The 16,341-nt window shown below is 74.3% G+C and carries 12 protein-coding genes; 10 read left to right on the top strand and 2 right to left on the bottom strand.

What is annotated here, in order from left to right:
* Positions 1-61: 61 nt before the first annotated feature.
* The 4 genes from AB0R04_RS12270 to AB0R04_RS12255 all read left to right on the top strand — a co-directional run bounded on the left by AB0R04_RS12270 (position 62) and on the right by AB0R04_RS12255 (position 4,762).
* Positions 62-1,396: a cytochrome P450 gene (locus tag AB0R04_RS12270; RefSeq protein WP_363370389.1), complete on the top strand. Its 1,335-nt coding sequence runs from the start codon at positions 62-64 to the stop codon at positions 1,394-1,396.
* Positions 1,397-1,662: 266 nt separating this feature from the next.
* Positions 1,663-2,853, top strand: coding sequence for a cytochrome P450 (locus AB0R04_RS12265; RefSeq protein WP_363370387.1), 1,191 nt, complete (start codon positions 1,663-1,665; stop codon positions 2,851-2,853).
* The gene (locus AB0R04_RS12260; RefSeq protein WP_363370341.1) at positions 2,850-3,785 is read left to right on the top strand and encodes an enoyl-CoA hydratase/isomerase family protein; all 936 of its coding nucleotides are present in this window, start codon (positions 2,850-2,852) and stop codon (positions 3,783-3,785) included. The genes AB0R04_RS12265 and AB0R04_RS12260 overlap by 4 nt, the downstream gene beginning before the upstream one ends.
* Positions 3,786-3,928: 143 nt before the next feature.
* Positions 3,929-4,762 carry a hypothetical protein gene (locus tag AB0R04_RS12255; protein ID WP_363370339.1) on the top strand — a complete coding sequence of 278 codons (834 nt, stop codon included), beginning with the start codon at positions 3,929-3,931 and terminating at the stop codon, positions 4,760-4,762.
* A gap of 183 nt (positions 4,763-4,945) precedes the next feature.
* Here the strand turns inward: AB0R04_RS12255 and AB0R04_RS12250 are convergent, their stop codons facing one another.
* Positions 4,946-7,792: an FtsK/SpoIIIE domain-containing protein gene (locus tag AB0R04_RS12250; RefSeq protein WP_363370385.1), complete on the bottom strand. Its 2,847-nt coding sequence runs from the start codon at positions 7,790-7,792 to the stop codon at positions 4,946-4,948.
* 416 nt (positions 7,793-8,208) lie between these two features.
* On the opposite strand from AB0R04_RS12250, the gene AB0R04_RS12245 reads away from it, so the two are divergent.
* From AB0R04_RS12245 to prfB, 3 genes are all read left to right on the top strand, one after another.
* Complete coding sequence (locus AB0R04_RS12245) at positions 8,209-10,086, top strand: serine/threonine-protein kinase (protein ID WP_363370337.1); 1,878 nt, start codon at positions 8,209-8,211, stop codon at positions 10,084-10,086.
* 228 nt (positions 10,087-10,314) lie between these two features.
* Complete coding sequence (locus AB0R04_RS12240; RefSeq protein ID WP_063349170.1) at positions 10,315-11,574, top strand: serine/threonine-protein kinase; 1,260 nt, start codon at positions 10,315-10,317, stop codon at positions 11,572-11,574.
* Positions 11,575-11,654: 80 nt separating this feature from the next.
* Entirely contained in the window at positions 11,655-12,767 is a 1,113-nt protein-coding gene (gene prfB, locus AB0R04_RS12235; protein WP_063349171.1) for a peptide chain release factor 2, read from the top strand.
* A gap of 65 nt (positions 12,768-12,832) precedes the next feature.
* Here the strand turns inward: prfB and AB0R04_RS12230 are convergent, their stop codons facing one another.
* Complete coding sequence (locus AB0R04_RS12230; RefSeq protein WP_363370334.1) at positions 12,833-13,027, bottom strand: hypothetical protein; 195 nt, start codon at positions 13,025-13,027, stop codon at positions 12,833-12,835.
* Positions 13,028-13,376: 349 nt separating this feature from the next.
* Between AB0R04_RS12230 and ftsE the strand changes: the two genes are divergently transcribed.
* From ftsE to AB0R04_RS12215, 3 genes are all read left to right on the top strand, one after another.
* A complete protein-coding gene (gene ftsE, locus AB0R04_RS12225) occupies positions 13,377-14,066 on the top strand; it encodes a cell division ATP-binding protein FtsE (protein WP_063349173.1) in 690 nt (229 codons plus the stop codon).
* A gap of 86 nt (positions 14,067-14,152) precedes the next feature.
* On the top strand, positions 14,153-15,064 hold the full coding sequence (gene ftsX / locus AB0R04_RS12220) for a permease-like cell division protein FtsX (RefSeq protein ID WP_063349174.1): 912 nt from the start codon (positions 14,153-14,155) through the stop codon (positions 15,062-15,064).
* 110 nt (positions 15,065-15,174) lie between these two features.
* A complete protein-coding gene (locus AB0R04_RS12215) occupies positions 15,175-16,311 on the top strand; it encodes a S41 family peptidase (protein ID WP_363370332.1) in 1,137 nt (378 codons plus the stop codon).
* The last annotated feature ends 30 nt before the right edge of the window (positions 16,312-16,341 follow it).

Raw genomic sequence — 16,341 nt, 5'->3', positions numbered from 1 at the left:
GGAACGACCCATGGATTCTCCGCAGCGACCCGCCCCGCAGTCGCCTCCGCAGGGCTGCCCGATGCACGTCGGCGTGAGCACACCGCTCTACGGGGAGATGTTCTCGTCCGACCCCGGCGCGGTCTACGACAAGCTGCGCGCCAACGGTCCCGCCGCGCCGGTGGAGTTGGCCCCGGGGGTGGAGGCCACCCTGGTCACCTCGCACGAGGCCGCTCTGCGGGTGCTGCAGAACCCGGGGATGTTCGCCCGGGACTCGCGGCGCTGGGCGGCGCTCAACGAAGGACGGGTGCCGATGGACAGCCCCGTCCTGCCGATGATGTTCTACCGGCCCAACTGCCTCTTCACGGACGGCGCCGAGCACCTGCGGCTGCGCAAGGCCGTCACCGAGAGCCTGGGCCGGCTCAACGACAACCGGCTCAACCGGCACGTCGAGCGGATCGCCGGCTACCTGATCGACCAGTTCAGTCCGCTGGGCCGGGCCGACCTGCTCAACGACTACGCCAAGCTGCTGCCGCTGCTGCTGTTCAACCAGCTGTTCGGCTGCCCGGCCGACATCGGCGACCGGCTGACCCGCAGCATGTCCGCGCTCTTCGACGGCCTCGACGTGATCCAGGCCAACGAGGAGCTGACCGCCTGCCTGATGGACCTGGTCGCGCTGAAGCGCCGCCAGCCCGGCGACGACATCACCTCGTGGCTCATCCAGCACCCGGCCGGCCTGCGGGACGAGGAGCTCAAGGACCAGCTGGTCATGCTGATGGGCGCCGGCGTCGAGCCCGAGCGCAACCTGATCGGCAACGCGCTGCTCCTGCTGCTGTCCGGCGAGGGCCGCTCCGGACTGCGCATCGAGGACGCCCTCGACGACGTGCTGTGGAACAACCCGCCGATCGCCAACTACGCCACGCACTACCCGATGCAGGACCTCGACGTGGGCGGGGTCCCGATGGACGCGGGCAGCCCGGTGGTGATCAGCTTCGCCGCCGCCAACAGCGACCCCGCGCTGACGGACGCCCGGCTGACCCTCAGCAAGGGGGCCCACCTGGCCTGGGGCGCCGGCCCGCACGCGTGCCCGGCCAAGTCCCCGGCCCAGCTGATCGCCCTGAGCGCGATCGAGTGCCTGCTCAACGCCCTCCCGGACGTCACGCTCGCGGTGCCCGCGGAGAGCGTGGAGTGGCGGCCGGGCCCGTTCCAGCGCGGCCTGGTCTCGCTGCCGGTCCGGTTCAGCCCGGCGCCCGCCCGCACCACGCGGCCGGCCGCGGGCGCGGACACCGCGCCGGGCGGATCGCCGGCCGGCGCCGAGGCGACGCAGGCGTACCCGCAGGCCAGCGCCCCCGCGCCGGGCCGGGCCGGGCAGAAGAAGGGGTGGTGGAGCTCCTTCCTGGACGTCTTCCGGGTCTGACACACCCCGGGCTCCGATCCGACGCGCCGTCGGAAGCCGTTCCGCCACCGCGGCGTGAACGGAGTCCGACGGCGGTGCGGGTACGTGACGGGGGCAACACGGATCGACGCTTGAGCGCGCTGTTGCTGGGTAGATCGCCGCCGTACTGCCCGCCCGCGCGTAAGGAGCCCCGTGTGACCGCCACGTTGGAAGCCCGCCCCGCAGACCCGGAGCGCCCGGACGGAAGGGTGGTCGACCGCCGTGCCGCCGTGCCGCTCCTGCGCAGGCTGCGGTCGGCCGAGGGACTCGCCGACCCGAGCCCGGTCTACGACGGGCTGCGGGCGCTGGGAGACCTCGTCCCGGCGCCCTGGGGCGGCTACCTGGTCACCGGGTACGACGCGTGCGACCAGGTCCTGCGCGGCAGGACCTGGCTCGTCCCCGACTTCGCGTGGCAGGAACGGCAGACCGAGACGGGGCGCTGGGACGCCGTCGCCACCCAGGAGATGAGCCGGACCCTCTCCCGGCTCAACGCCCCCGACCACACCCGGCAGCGGCGCAGCCTCGGGAACCTCTTCGACCGGAACACCCTGCGGGACATGGAGCCGCAGATCGAGGCCGACGTCGCCGAACTGCTCGACCGCCTGGCCGAGCGAATACGGACGGACGGCGAGGCGGACCTCTCCGCCCTGGTCAGCGAGCAGCTGCCGATCGGCACCGTCGGGCGCTGGCTGGACATCGCCCCGGCGGACTACCCGCACATCCTGACGATGACCCACAACCAGGTGCACGCCCAGGAACTCCTGCCCACCAAGAGCCAGCTGGCGGTCTCCGAGCAGGCCACCATGGACCTGCGCGAGTACTTCACCCGCCTCGTCCGGGAGCGCCGCGACAACGACGGCGACGACGTGATCGCCGGCTGGATCCGCACCTGGGACGCGCTGGAGTCCGACCGCGAGGCCACCGACCGGATGGTCTACCAGCTCACCATGTTCGTCACCATCGCCTCGCTGGAGACCACGGCGACGCTGCTCTCCTCGCTGGTGTGGTCGCTGCTGCGGTCGCCCGGCCGGTGGGAGTGGCTGCGGGAGCGGCCGGAGCACATCGACGACGCGATCGACGAGGCGCTGCGCTACGACCCGCCGGTCCGCGTCAACAGCCGCGTCGCGGGCGAGGACACCGAGCTGGCCGGGGTGTTCCTGCCCAAGGACACCATGGTCCACGTGATGTACGGCGCGGCCAACCGCGATCCGCGCCGCAACCCGGACCCGCACACCTTCGACGTGCTCCGCCGGGGCACCCACCTCACCTTCGGCGGCGGCGCCCACTACTGCCTCGGCGCGGGCCTGGCCAGGCTGGAGGCACGCGCCCTGCTCGGCCAGCTGCTGCGGCGCTTCCCGACCCTGCGGGCGGTGAGCCCGCCCGAGTACGCACCCCGGATGGTCTTCCACCGGGTGACGTCCCTGAGAGTGGCCGCATGAACGTGTTCCCGCAGGTTCCCCAGGTTCCCCAGGTGCCCCAGGTTCCGCAGTACCCGCCGCACGCGGCGCAGCCGTCGTACCTCCCGTACCCGCACCCGTACCCCGAGCCCGTCGCGTCGTTCGTCCCGCCGCCCGCCCCGGAGCCCGTTCCCGCGCCCGCGGTGGCCCGTACGGTCCGTACCGAGCGCCAGGGCCCCGTGCTCCACATCGAGCTGGACAGCCCGGCGACCGGGAACGCCGTCACCTCGGCCATGCTGGACGAACTCCTCGCCGTGCTGGCCGTACCCGACCCGGCCGTGCGCGTGATCGTGCTGTCCGGGGCCGGCCGGGACTTCTGCCTCGGCGGCGACCGCGACGAACTCTTCGCGGGCCTGGAGCAGGACCCGACCGGCGGCGGCATACGGAGCTACGGGGAGAAGGCCCGCAGGGTCTGCGATGCCCTCACCAACAGCTCCGCCGTGACCGTCGCCCGGGTCCAGGGCAGGGCGACCGGCGCCGGCTTCGCCCTGGCGCTCGCCTGCGACCTGCGGGTCGGCGCCGACAACGCCGTCTTCCGGCTGCCCGAACTCGCCCTGGGCCTGCCCGTCGCATGGGGCGGACTGCTGCCCCGGCTGCTCCACGAGGTCGGCGCGGCCCGGGTCCGCGAGATCATCCTCACCAGCCGCCCGGTCGGCGCGGTGGAGGCGCGGGAGCTCGCCATCCTGCAACGCGTCGTCCCCGAGCAGGACCTGGACGGGGCGGTCGCCGAGTGGGTCAGGCCCGTCACCCGCCGCCCCGAGGCCGCACTGCGGGTCACCAAGACGCTGCTCGCCTCCCACGCGGCGGCGACCCGGATGGCCGACGCCTCCGTGCTCGACGCCGAGTTGATGGCCTCGGTCCTGGCCGCCGCCCACTACACCCGCGGCCTCGCCGCCCAGCCCCCGGCCCACTGACCGGCAGCTGCCGTCCGCCGCCGTCCGCCGCCTCCGGAAGACGGCGGACGGCGGGGTGACCAGTCGTCGGCCGTTCACGGCGACGTCCCTTCCGCCGGTGTGGACACCGATTGTGAATGATGCCCGCATATTCGCTACCGTGTGTGATCGACACAGGGGAGGGGATCACCGTGGGGATGATGCGCAGCGCGCGCACGGCGGGGGCCGTACTGACGATGGCTCTGGTCGCGGCCGGAGCGGCGGCCTGCGAGGGCGGCGGGCAGAAGGCCGGCCCGACCTCGGCGGCCAGTACGCCGCCGCAGCCGTTCGGCACCGGCGGCTACCGCGGACTGCAGCTGTCGATGACCAAGGACGAGGCGCTCGCCTCCGGAGCCCTGGAGCCGTCGCCGGTCTCCCTGCTCAACGGCTGCAGCGACTACGTGTACAAGGGCGGCCCGGCGCCGGACCCGGTCCGGATGGCGGCCGAGACGGAGGCCCGCACGAAGGCCGACAAGGCGATGACCAGGATCGACGAGATCAGGGCGAAGCGGAAGCCGGTCGCGCCACTGACGACCGGGGCCTCGCTGAAGGAGCTGCAGGAGTACAACGCGCGCCTCCAGGAGCGGATCCAGCAGGACGCCGCCGACCAGCAGGAGATCTCCGCGCTCGACAAGGACCTGGACCTCATCGGCCCGGCCCGCAAGAACCGGGACCAGGCCTTCCTGGCCACCGGCCGGGTCAACTTCGGTACCGAGGGCCTGCGCCAGCTGGTCGCCCCGGCGGACGCCCGCACCGCCGAGGGAGTCGGCGCCGGCTCGGCGGAGGAGGAGCTCAAGCGGGCCTACGAGGGCAAGGACCTCAAGCCGACCAAGGACGGCACGTACGAACTCCCGGCCGAGGGCGGCAACGGCGGCCCGGACTGGTTCTACGAGTTCACCATGGCCGAAGGCAAGGTCGCCGGCCTCGCCCTGGTCAAGCACAACACGTACTGCTCCTGACGTACCGCTCCTGAGAATCGACGGCGACGCCTCGGCCGAGGAAAGGCGCACGGCGCCAGGACCTCCGTCCGGTCGAGGCGGCACGTACGTGGCTCCGCTTTCGGCGGCCCCGGCCGACCCCGGCCGGGGTCGTCGGCGTGTTCGCGGTCCCTGGGAAGTGGGTGGCGCGCTGGTGCGAGCCGGTCAGTGGGCGGCCGCGCGTTGGAGGGCGCTGGCGAGGAGGGCGAGGTCGGTGGGGCCGTTGCCGAGTTCGCGGACCGGGCGGCGGGCGGGCGGGGCGCCGAGTTGGAGCGGGTCGATCGCGACGACGGTGGGGCGCAGGGTGGCGGTGCGCGGGATGCGGCCGCTGATCCGGGCGGTCTGGAAGGCGGTGACGCCGCCGTCCGGCAGGCGCAGGTAGCCGCGGCCGGGGGTGTCCTCGGGCAGGGCGGCCGCGTCGCCGAGGTGGATCAGCAGGTCGGAGTCGGCCGGGTCCTCGGTGCGCAGCGCGATGCGGAGCAGGGCGGCCTCGTCGACCTCGGTGCCGGCGCTCTCCTCCGGGTGGCCGGTGGTGACCGCGAGGTGGACGCCGAGCGGGCCGCCGTGGCGGGCGACGACGGCGAGGGCGCGGGCGAGCGGGCGGCCGGCCGGGGAGGTGGGGGAGAGGAGGGCGTCGTAGTCGTCCACGACGACGACCAGGCGGGCGGGGCAGGGGGCGGCGGCGGGGGAGGTGCCCGGCCGGGGGCCGTCGCCACCGCTGCGCGGGTGGATGATCTTCGGGGTGGCGGCGGAGGCCGCGCCGACGACGGCGGGCACCGGGACGGCCGGGTGTCCAGCCAGGCCCTGCCCGTCCAGGCTCTGCGCGTCCAGGCTCTGCCCGTCCAAGATACGGGCGGCGTGCCAGGAGGCGAAGTCCAGTCCGTCGAACAGCCGCTCGCGCAGAGCGAGTTCGTCCTCCAGAGCCTCCGCGGCGAGCAGCGCGGCCCGCGGGTCGTCGGCGGCGTTCACCAGGCCGGTGACGTGCGGCAGTTCGGTGCAGCCGTCCAGGCCGTCCTCGGTGGACCGGCCCTCGATGAGGGTGACGGTGAGGCGCTCGGGGCGTTCCGAGACGGCGAGCGAGGCGACCAGGGTGCGCAGCAGCTCGGTCTTGCCGGAGCCGCGGGCGCCGCCGATGAGCAGGTGCGGGCCGCCCGGGTCGGGGGAGGGGAGGGCGAGTTCGGGGTCGGCCAGGTCGAGCGTGCAGAGCTCGTCCCGGGTGGTGCCGAGCAGCGCGGTGGCGGCGCCGATGCCGCCGGCGTGCGCCGCCCAGCGGGCGGACAGCTTGGCCGGGGTGACGGTGTCGAGCTGGAGCAGGTCGAGCAGCCGCAGTGCGTCGGGCAGCGGGCCGCGGGCGGCCGGGGCGGCCTCGCGCAGCGGGGCGAGCACGCGGGCGAGCCGTTCGGCCCAGGCGTCGGAGACGGCGTCCAGGGAGACCTCGTGCAAGGTCTCCCGGCCGCGGGCGACGGGGCGGTCGAGGGAGAGCTGGGTGCCGACCTCACCGGTGATCAGGGCGGTGGCGCCGAGGCCTCGGGGGAGCAGTTCGGGCTGCTCGGCGAGGCAGACCGGGAAGATGCCGACGGCCGGGCCCTGGCGCAGCAGCAGGTCGACGGCCTGCCGGGCGGTCTCGGTGGTCGGGCGGCCGTCCACCACGACGACGGTGGCGGGGTGGCCGCCGAGGCCGGCCGGGCCGCTGAGCCGGGCGGTGAGTTCGGTCAGCCGGGCGGTGGCCTGTTCGTCGTCGAGGCCGAGCAGCAGCCGGCAGTCCTGGCCGTCGGCGGGGCGCAGGTGGGGCAGCCAGAGGGCCCAGGCCCAGGTGTCGGCGCGTTCTTCGGGGGTGCGGGCCTGGTCGGCGTCGACGACGACCAGGCTCAGGCCGGTCGGCGGGTGCAGGGCGGCGAGCTGGGCGACGACGGCCCGGGTGAGTGCGTCCAGGCGTTCGCGCGGGCCGCTGAGGCCGAGGCTGCCGGCGGTCTGCAGGTCGAGGGTGACGGGGACGGCGGGCAGCATGGTGCCGGGTGCGGTGCCGGGGCCGCCGGGGCGGTCGGCGGTGCCCAGGCGCAGGGTGAGCGCGTCGGGGTGGCCGGGGCCGCGCTCCCAGAGCCGGGGGCCGGGGCCGACGGCGTTGAGCAGCAGGGTGGCGAGATCCGGCCACCGTTCGCGCTGGGCGGCGGCCTGGCGCAGCCGTACGGCGGTGTGGTGGCGTTCGGCGCTCTCCTGGCCGGGCGGTTCGGCGGTGCGGCCGAGCCGCAGCGAGAGCAGGCCGCGGCCGCGGCCGGGGGCGGGTTCGGGGGCGGCGGGGGGTTCGGCCACCGGCGGGGTGGGGCGGACCGGGCCGGGGGCGGCGAGCTGGAGGTGGCCGTGGCCGTCGGGCAGGGCGGCGCGGCCGTGGCCGTCGGCCGGGTCGGGGGCGGCCACGTGCAGGGTGGATTCGCCGATGCGCAGCAGGGCGCCGGCTTCCAGCGGGACGGCTTCCTCGGGGGCTCCGGGCGGGACGAGCCGACCGTCCAGGGTGGTGCCGTTGGTGGAGCCGAGGTCGCGGACGGTGATCCTGCCGTCGTCGGCGAGGTGCAGGGCCAGGTGCAGCCGGGAGACGTCGGGGTCGTCGAGCGGGACGTCGGCTTCGCCGGAGCGGCCGATCCGGATCTCCCGGCCGTGCAGCCGGTGCACTCCGCCGGCGTCCGGGCCGCCGACCACGCGCAGTTCGGCGGCGGCGGGGGTGTCGTCGGGGTCGTCGGCGGTCGGGTCGGGCTCGTTGAGGCTGAGGACGGCCCCGTCGAGGAGCGGGGGGTGGCCGAGCAGCGTGTGCTCGTCGACCCGGTGCGCCCCGGCGTACAGGTGCACGTGGGTGGCGGCCCGGGGCCCGCGCACGCCGACGGCGCCCGCGAGGGCGCCCGCGAGGGACCCGAGCGCGGTGCCGACGGGGGCGGTGACCAGCACGTCCACGTAGGGGATGGCGGAGCCGGCGGCGGCCGGGCCGCTGCGCGGTCGGAGGACGGTCAGCCGGATCTGCATCTCGCCCGCGGGTCCCTTCTGCTGGTGTGGAGCCTGGTACCGCTGCCCGGTGTCGTCGCGGGCGCGCGGGGCGGCCGCGGCGACCCTTTGGGCCACACGAGTGGCGAGTGTCCATCCTGCCATCCGTCACGGACAGTCCGCGCACCGTACCGGATTTGACGATCTTGCGATCATCGCCATGGTGGAGGCGACGGAGGGTCAGGTCAACCGGTGCGGGGAGGGCCCCGTCGGCGGGCCCGCCGAACCGGTCCGGGAACTCCCCTAGGGGATGTCCCCCAACCCCTCCGGGATGGCCTGCCGGTCGCCCCAAAAACCTGAACGGACACCGTTAGAGTGGCCGCAGACACGGGCCCGGCAGGCTCACCGCACCGGCGGAGGAGCGCCCCGCGCGGGCGGCACGACGAGGAGTGCGACAGGTGCGGCCAGTCGGCAGCAAGTATCTGCTTGAGGAGACCCTCGGACGGGGTGCCACCGGGACGGTCTGGCGCGGCCGGGTGCGCCCCGACGTCCAGGTGCCCGGCAGCGAGCCCGGGCAGCTGGTGGCGATCAAGGTGCTGCGCGAGGAACTGGCGTCCGACCCGGACGTCGTGATGCGCTTCCTGCGCGAGCGCTCGCTGCTGCTGCGACTGACCCACCCGAACATCGTCCGGGTCCGCGACCTGGTGGTCGAGGGCGAGCTGCTGGCCCTGGTGATGGACCTGATCGACGGCCCCGACCTGGCCCGCTACCTGCGCTCCAACGGCCCGTTCAGCCCGATCGCCGGCGCCCTGCTGATGGCCCAGGTCGCGGACGCGCTGGCGGCCAGCCACGAGGACGGGATCGTCCACCGCGACCTCAAGCCGGCCAACGTGCTGCTCGCCTCCACGGTGTTGGACGGCACCGAGCAGATGCACCCGATGCTGACCGACTTCGGCATCGCCCGCCTCGCCGACTCCCCGGGCATCACCCGCACCCACGAGTTCGTCGGCACCCCCGCCTACATCGCGCCGGAGTCCGCCGAGGGCCGCCCGCAGACCTCCGCGGTGGACGTCTACGGCGCCGGGATCATGCTGTACGAGCTGGTCACCGGCCGCCAGCCGTTCCAGGGCGACAGCGCGATCGCGCTCCTCCACGCCCACCTGGCGCAGGAGCCGCAGCGGCCCAGCACCATGCCCGAGCCGCTGTGGACGGTGATCGAGCGCTGCCTGCGCAAGGACCCGGCGCAGCGGCCGTCCGCGACCTCGCTGGCCCGCGCGCTGCGGGTGGTGGCGGCCGGCGTCGGGGTGCACGCCTCCCCGTCGGCGGTGGACGAGGCGCTCGCGGTCGGCTCGTTGCTGCTGCCGGACCCGCGCCCGACCTCCGTCCCGAGCGCCGGCGCGGGCGTCCCCGGCCTGACGCCGACCACCCCGGCCGCCCCCGCGGCCCCGCAGTACGACCCGGCCGGGGCGACCCAGGTGATGGGCACCCAGCCGCCGCCCGCCCCGCCGTTCGGGGCCCCTGACCGCACCCAGGTGATGCCGCCCACCGTCGTGCCGCCGCCCCCGCCGGGTGCTCCGGGTGTTCCGGGCGCTCCGGCGGAGGAGACGCCGCACCCGTGGCAGACGCAGCTGCGGGCGGCCCGGGACCGCAACCAGCAGACCCAGGTCGGCTACTTCGGCCCGGAGGACTTCGAGGACCCGCAGGTCGCCCCGCGGCCCTTCCAGGCCGGGCCGGCCGGCCCCCCCGGCTACCAGCCGCAGCCGCCGGCCGGCTACCACCCGGACCAGCGGCGCCAGGGCCCGCCGCCGCCCGGGTACGCCCAGCGGCCGCCGGTGGCCCCGCCGCCTTACCAGGGCGGTCAGGGAGGCCAGGGCTACCAGGCCGGGCAGTCCGGTCACGGCGGCCCGCCGCAGCCCGGGCCCGGTGGACGCCCGCAGCCGCCCGGCGGCTACCGGCCGGCCCCGGCCGCGTACGGGCAGTCGCAGGGCGGCTACCCGCCCCCGCCCGCCCCGGTCCCGCGCCGGGCCGAGCCGCCGGCGCCGCAGCACCGCGAGCCCCCGCAGCGTCGGGACGAGCAGCGCCGGGACGAGCCGCGCGAGCAGGACCGCCGCGAGCCCGCCCCGCCGCGCGAGCGGCGCCCGCGCAGCCGCAACCGGATGTACATCCCCGGGCTCGGCTGCCTCAAGGGGTGCCTGATGGTGCTGGTGGTGCTGGTGGTGGCCGGGGTGGCGCTGTGGAACTTCACGCCGCTGCCGCACTACTGGGACAACATCCAGGGCTGGTTCAACACCGTGCGCGACTGGGCGGACGCCCTGTTCGGCAGCTCGAAGAACTGACGCCGGGCCAGGCCCTGCCGCGCGGGCCCGCCCGGTCCAGGGCCGGGCCCGCGCGGCGGGATTGACGCTTTGTCGACAATCCGCAAGATTTCTCGCCCGCGGCTGCCCGCCCAGGGCCCTCGGGCGGCCCGCGCGGGGCGCCGGGGCGCGTAGGTTGGTCGCTGTTGTCCCGCCCCATCGAGCGCACCGGACCCCCGGGCGCGCTCCCGCGCCGCCCACGGAGCAGCATTGGCACGCAAGATCGGCAGCCGGTACACGGTCCACCAGGTGATCGGCCGGGGTTCGGCCGGGACGGTCTGGCTCGGTGAGGGGCCCGACGGCCCGGTGGCGGTCAAGCTGCTGCGCGAGGACCTGGCCGCCGACCAGGTGCTGGTCGGCCGCTTCGTCCAGGAGCGCGCCGCGCTGACCAGCCTCGACCACCCCCGGGTGGTCGGCGTGCGCGACATGGTCGTGGACGGCAGCGACCTCGCCCTGGTGATGGAGCTGGTCCAGGGCACCGACCTGCGCTCCCGGCTGGAGCGCGACGGCGCGCTCCCGCCGCAGACCGCCGCCTCGGTCATCGCGGACGTCGCCGACGGTCTGGCCGCCGCGCACGCCGCCGGCATCGTCCACCGCGACGTCAAGCCGGAGAACGTCCTGCTCGACCTCGCCGCCGCCCCCGGCCCCGGCGGCGCCCCGCGCGCCAAGCTCACCGACTTCGGCGTGGCCCGCCTGGTCGACGCCCCGCGCCGCACCCGGGCCACCCGGATCATCGGCACCCCCGACTACCTCGCCCCGGAGATCATCGAGGGCCTGGAGCCGCGCGCCGCCGTCGACATCTACGCCCTCGCCACCGTGCTGTACGAGCTGCTGGCCGGGTTCACCCCGTTCGGCGGCGGCCACACCGGCGCGGTGCTGCGCCGGCACGTCACCGAGCAGGTGCCGCCGATCCCCGGCCTGCCGGACGGGCTGTGGCGGATCATCTCCGAGTGCCTGGCCAAGGCCCCGGCCTCCCGGCTGCGGGCCGCCGAGCTGGCCGCCCGGCTGCGCGAGCAGCTGCCCTCGCTGGCCGGCCTGCCGGTGCTGGCCGTCCCCTCCCAGGGCCGCGCCCCGGCGGAGGAGGCGCTGACCCCCGGTGAGGCCGTGTACGCCGAGGTGGACGCCGGCCCGGGCATCCACAAGCGCCGCCGGGGCCCGGCCGTCCCGCTGGTGCCCGGCGTCGCCCCCGACTCCACCCGGGACACCCACACCAGCCTGCGCCGCCCTTCCGCGGACGAGCTGGCCGCGTACGCCGCGGAGTCCCGCGCCCAGCGCACCGCCCCGGGCACCGGGCACCGCCGGGACCGGCAGGCGCTGCTGCGCCGCCGCCGGGTGCTGGCCGTCCTGCTGGCCACCGTCCTGCTGCTGGCGGGCGCCGCCGCGGCCTGGACGGCCTTCGCGGCCACCGCCCCGGACGCCGGTCACCCGGCCCGCCCGACGGTGTCCGGCACGGCCCCGCGGGCGCCGTAGCGGGCCGTCGGGCGGGTCCCGAGAGAGCCGGAGGACCCCGGTGTCGTCATGACCACCCCCGGAACCATTACCCTGGGGGCGTGGCAGCCGTCGATCCTTCCGAAGAGCTCAAGAACCTCGAAACGACCATGGGGTCGATCGAGGCCGTCCTCGACCTGGACAAGATCCGGGCCGACATCGCTGTCCTGGAGGAGGCGGCAGGCGCCCCCAACCTGTGGGACGACATCGCGAACGCGCAGAAGGTGACCAGCCGGCTCTCCTTCCTCCAAGGCGAACTGCGCAAGGTCGAGGGCCTGCGCAGCCGCATCGACGACCTGGGTGTGCTGTTCGAGCTGGCCGAGGCCGAGGACGACGCGGACACCCGGGTCGAGGCCGAGTCCGAGCTCGTCTCCCTCCAGAAGGCGGTCGAGGAGCTGGAGGTCCGCACCCTCCTGTCCGGCGAGTACGACGCCCGCGAGGCGCTGATCAACATCCGCGCCGAGGCCGGTGGCGTCGACGCCGCCGACTTCGCCGAGCAGCTGATGCGCATGTACCTGCGCTGGGCCGAGCGGCACGGGTACCCCACCGAGGTGTACGACACCTCGTACGCCGAAGAGGCCGGCATCAAGTCCGCGACCTTCACGGTCAAGGCGCCGTACGCCTACGGCACCCTGTCGGTCGAGCAGGGCACCCACCGCCTGGTCCGCATCTCGCCCTTCGACAACCAGGGCCGCCGGCAGACCTCCTTCGCCGGTGTCGAGGTGCTCCCGGTCGTCGAGCAGTCCGACCACGTCGACATCGACGAGGGCGACCTGCGGATCGACGTCTACCGCGCCTCCGGCCCCGGCGGCCAGGGCGTCAACACCACCGACTCGGCGGTGCGCATCACGCACCTCCCGACCGGTGTCGTGGTCTCCTGCCAGAACGAGCGCTCGCAGATCCAGAACAAGGCGTCCGCGATGAACGTCCTCCAGGCGAAGCTGCTGGAGCGGCGCCGCCAGGAGGAGCGGGCGGCGATGGACGCGCTCAAGGACAGCGGCAGCTCCTGGGGCAACCAGATGCGCTCCTACGTGCTGCACCCGTACCAGATGGTCAAGGACGTCCGGACCGAGTACGAGGTCGGCAACCCGCAGGGCGTGCTGGACGGCGACATCGACGGCTTCATCGAGGCCGGCATCCGCTGGCGCAAGCAGCGCGAGACCGCCGCGCAGTAGGCGCAGGCATATGAAAGGGCCCCCGACCGCAGTGGTCGGGGGCCCTTTCGTATGCCTCGGTGGGGTCAGGCCAGTGCCTGTCGGGCGATCAGCGCCACCGCGAGCAGACCGGCCAGCAGGGCCAGCAGCATCGCGGGGGAGAGCGCCGCGAACGGACCCTGCTGCTCCTGCAGCCGGGCCCGGTTGGCGCGGCAGACCGCGCAGCGCCCGTCACTCACGCGGCCGTTGCAGTTGGCGCACACCAGATGGTCGCAGGTCATGCGATCTCCTCCTCGCTGCTACAGCCAACGCACCGGACGGGGCTTTGGTTCCTCTTCTTGCCCTGTGCGGGGGAGCGCCCGAACACGGACGCCACCTCCACTCTGCCAGGTTCTGACCGTTCCGGCTCCCGGGCTGTGAGATGCCTCCCAATTTTCGGGGCATAACCAGACATTCTCCCCCAGATTTCGACGGCTGTCCTGGGCGGGCCCTGCGCACCGACCGCCGATTCGCGTATGGTCCCAGACCGGGAGCGGCCCTTTCCGCTCCCGCCACCCGCCCCAGGGCCGGGCGCCCGGGGTGGACCGACCGAGGACTGGCGCCGCCTAGGATGGCCTCCGTGATGCAGCCGTGATCAGATTCGACAACGTCTCCAAGACCTATCCCAAGCAGAACCGTCCCGCCCTGGACAACGTCTCGCTGGAGATCGAGAAGGGTGAGTTCGTCTTCCTGGTCGGCTCGTCCGGCTCGGGCAAGTCCACCTTCCTGCGCCTGTGCCTGCGCGAGGAGCGCCCCTCTACGGGCGAGGTGCACGTGCTGGGCAAGGACCTCGGCAAGCTGTCCAACTGGAAGGTGCCGCACATGCGCCGCCAGCTGGGCACCGTCTTCCAGGACTTCCGCCTGCTGCCCAACAAGACGGTCGCGCAGAACGTCGCCTTCGCCCTCGAAGTGATCGGCAAGCCCAAGAGCGCCATCAACAAGGTGGTGCCCGAGGTGCTGGAGCTGGTCGGCCTCGGCGGCAAGGAGGACCGCATGCCGGGCGAGCTCTCCGGTGGTGAGCAGCAGCGCGTGGCGATCGCCCGCGCGTTCGTGAACCGTCCGATGCTGCTGATCGCGGACGAGCCCACCGGCAACCTCGACCCGCAGAACTCGGTCGGCATCATGAAGCTGCTCGACCGTATCAACCGCACCGGCACCACGGTGCTGATGGCCACCCACGACCAGGCCATCGTCGACCAGATGCGCAAGCGCGTCATCGAGCTCGACAAGGGGCTGCTCGTCCGCGACCAGGCCCGCGGCGTCTACGGATACCAGCACTGACCGACCGGCGCAGCCGGCGCTGAACCCGTAGGGCCGTCCGCCCGCGTCGCCAGACCAGCAGTACCGACCCTGGAGTTGTTACCCGCATGCGTGCCCAGTTCGTCCTGTCGGAGATCGGTGTGGGTCTCCGCCGCAACCTGACGATGACCATCGCGGTCGTGGTCAGTGTCGCGCTCTCCCTCGCCCTGGCCGGTTCCTCGCTCCTGGTCCGCGACCAGGTGAACTCCATGAAGGGGTACTGGTACGACAAGGTCGAGGTGAGCATCTACTTCTGCACCAAGTCGGACGCGCGCAACTCGCCGCAGTGCGACAAGGGTGCGGCCACCGACCAGCAGGTGCAGGACATCAAGGCCCAGCTGGACAAGATGGACTCGGTGGTCCAGTCGTCGGCCTTCGAGAGCTCCGCCGAGGCGTACAAGCACTGGAAGGAGATGAACCCGGACAACCCGCTCATCTCCGTCCTGGGCCCGGACGCGATGCCGCAGTCCTGGCGGGTCAAGCTGAACGACCCGACCAAGTACGACGTCATCCAGAGCGCCTTCGCGGGCAAACCCGGCGTCAAGTCGGTGGAGGACCAGCGGAAGATCCTGGAGAACCTGTTCGGCCTGCTCAACGGCCTCCAGACGGCGGCCTTCGTGATCATGGTGCTGATGCTGTTCGTCGCCCTGCTGCTGATCGTCAACACCGTCCGGGTGTCGGCGTACAGCAGGCGGCGCGAAACCGGCATCATGCGCCTGGTCGGTGCCTCGAACTTCTACGTCCAGATGCCGTTCATCGCCGAGGCCGCGTTCTCCGCGCTGCTCGGCGCGGCCATGGCCTCCGGGCTGCTGGTCGGCGGGCACTTCTTCGTCCAGAACTGGCTGGCCGACCGGGTGCAGTTCATCCACTTCATCGGCCTCGGCTCGGTGCTCGCGGTGATACCGCTGCTGATCGTGGTCGGTATGGGCATGGCCGGCGTGGCGGCGTTCTTCACCCTGCGCAAGTACCTCAAGGTCTGACCACCTCCGGCCCCGGCGGCCCCGGACGGCACTGCGCCGTCCGGGGCCGCCGTCGTTTCGCCCGCCGTTGTGGCCCGTCGCGCCCGACACGGTGTCTACACTCCGGTGCCATGCTGGAAACTCCGCGCAGGGCACGTCAGGTGGCCACCCTCAGCCTGGTGTTCGGCGTCGTGCTGATCGCCGGCGCCGCCACCGGCGCCTGGGGCGACCCGCCACGGCACCCGGCCGCCGGCGCCGCCCCGGTCGCGGGCGCCGCCCCGGGCCTCCCGGCGGACCCGGCCGGCACCGCGCTGTCCGAGCAGCAGGCCGAGCACCTGCTCGGGGCCAACGGCGACCGCTGGGGCGCCTACTACAGCGCCCAGGAGTACGCCGCGTTCAGCCAGGGACTGGACGGCCGCTACCTGGGCGTCGGGCTCTCGGTCGGCCGCGGCGAGGACGGCGCCACCGCGGTCTCCCAGGTCGCGCCCGCCGGGCCGGCCGCCACGGCCGGGATCGAGGCCGGCGACCGGCTGCTGCGGATCGACCAGGACCAGGCCGACCACCTGCCGGTCACCGAGGTGGTGGCCCGGCTGCGCGGGCGCGACGGCGAGCGCGGGGTGGGCTCCGAGGTCACCCTCGCCGTGCGGCGCGGTGCCGGCGAGGTCCGCGAACTGCGGCTGCGGCGCGCCCTGTTGGACAGTCGGCAGGTCACCGCCGAGCAGGTGGAGAAGGGCGTGCTGCGGATCGCCGTACGGGCCTTCACCAGCGGCGTGACCGATCAGGTGCGCGCCGCTCTGCGCGCTCCGCACGCCGGTGTGGTGCTCGATCTGCGCGGCAACTCGGGCGGGTTGGTCGAGGAGGCCGCCGGCACCGCCGGGATCTTCCTGGACGGCGGCCCGGTCGGCTCGTACCAGGAGCGCGGCGAGACCAGGGAGTTGACCGCCCCGCCCGGGGGCGACCAGCGCACCCCGCTGGTGGTGCTGGTCGACGGCGGCACGATGAGCGCCGCCGAACTGCTCGCCGGCGCGCTCCAGGACCGCAGCCGCGCCGTGGTGGTGGGCTCCCGGACCTTCGGCAAGGGCACCGTCCAGCAGCCCAGCCGGCTCGCCGACGGCGCCGTGCTGGAGCTGACCGTCGGCCGCTACTACACCCCGGCCGGCCGCTCCCCGGAGGGCTCCGGCCTGACCCCGGACGTCCCGGCGGCGGCCGGCGAGGACGCCGACGCGCTCGCCCTGCGGGTGCTGGCCGGGCTCGGCACCCGGGCCTAAAGGGGCTGCCCCGAACCGGCCGAAGTGCGA

This window comes from Kitasatospora sp. NPDC056731 (assembly GCF_040687675.1).
GTDB lineage: Bacteria > Actinomycetota > Actinomycetes > Streptomycetales > Streptomycetaceae > Kitasatospora.
Note: the sequence above shows the minus strand (reverse complement) of the source record. Positions and strands in the feature narration are given on the sequence as shown.

Bases quoted from the DNA above. Each gene is read 5' to 3' on its own strand.
- AB0R04_RS12270 (WP_363370389.1), top strand. From the start codon at position 62: ATGCACGTCGGCGTGAGCACACCGCTCTACGGGGAGATGTTCTCGTCC.
- AB0R04_RS12260 (WP_363370341.1), top strand. From the start codon at position 2,850: ATGAACGTGTTCCCGCAGGTTCCCCAGGTTCCCCAGGTGCCCCAGGTT.
- AB0R04_RS12250 (WP_363370385.1), bottom strand. From the start codon at position 7,792: ATGCAGATCCGGCTGACCGTCCTCCGACCGCGCAGCGGCCCGGCCGCC.
- AB0R04_RS12230 (WP_363370334.1), bottom strand. From the start codon at position 13,027: ATGACCTGCGACCATCTGGTGTGCGCCAACTGCAACGGCCGCGTGAGT.
- ftsX (WP_063349174.1), top strand. From the start codon at position 14,153: ATGCGTGCCCAGTTCGTCCTGTCGGAGATCGGTGTGGGTCTCCGCCGC.
- AB0R04_RS12215 (WP_363370332.1), top strand. From the start codon at position 15,175: ATGCTGGAAACTCCGCGCAGGGCACGTCAGGTGGCCACCCTCAGCCTG.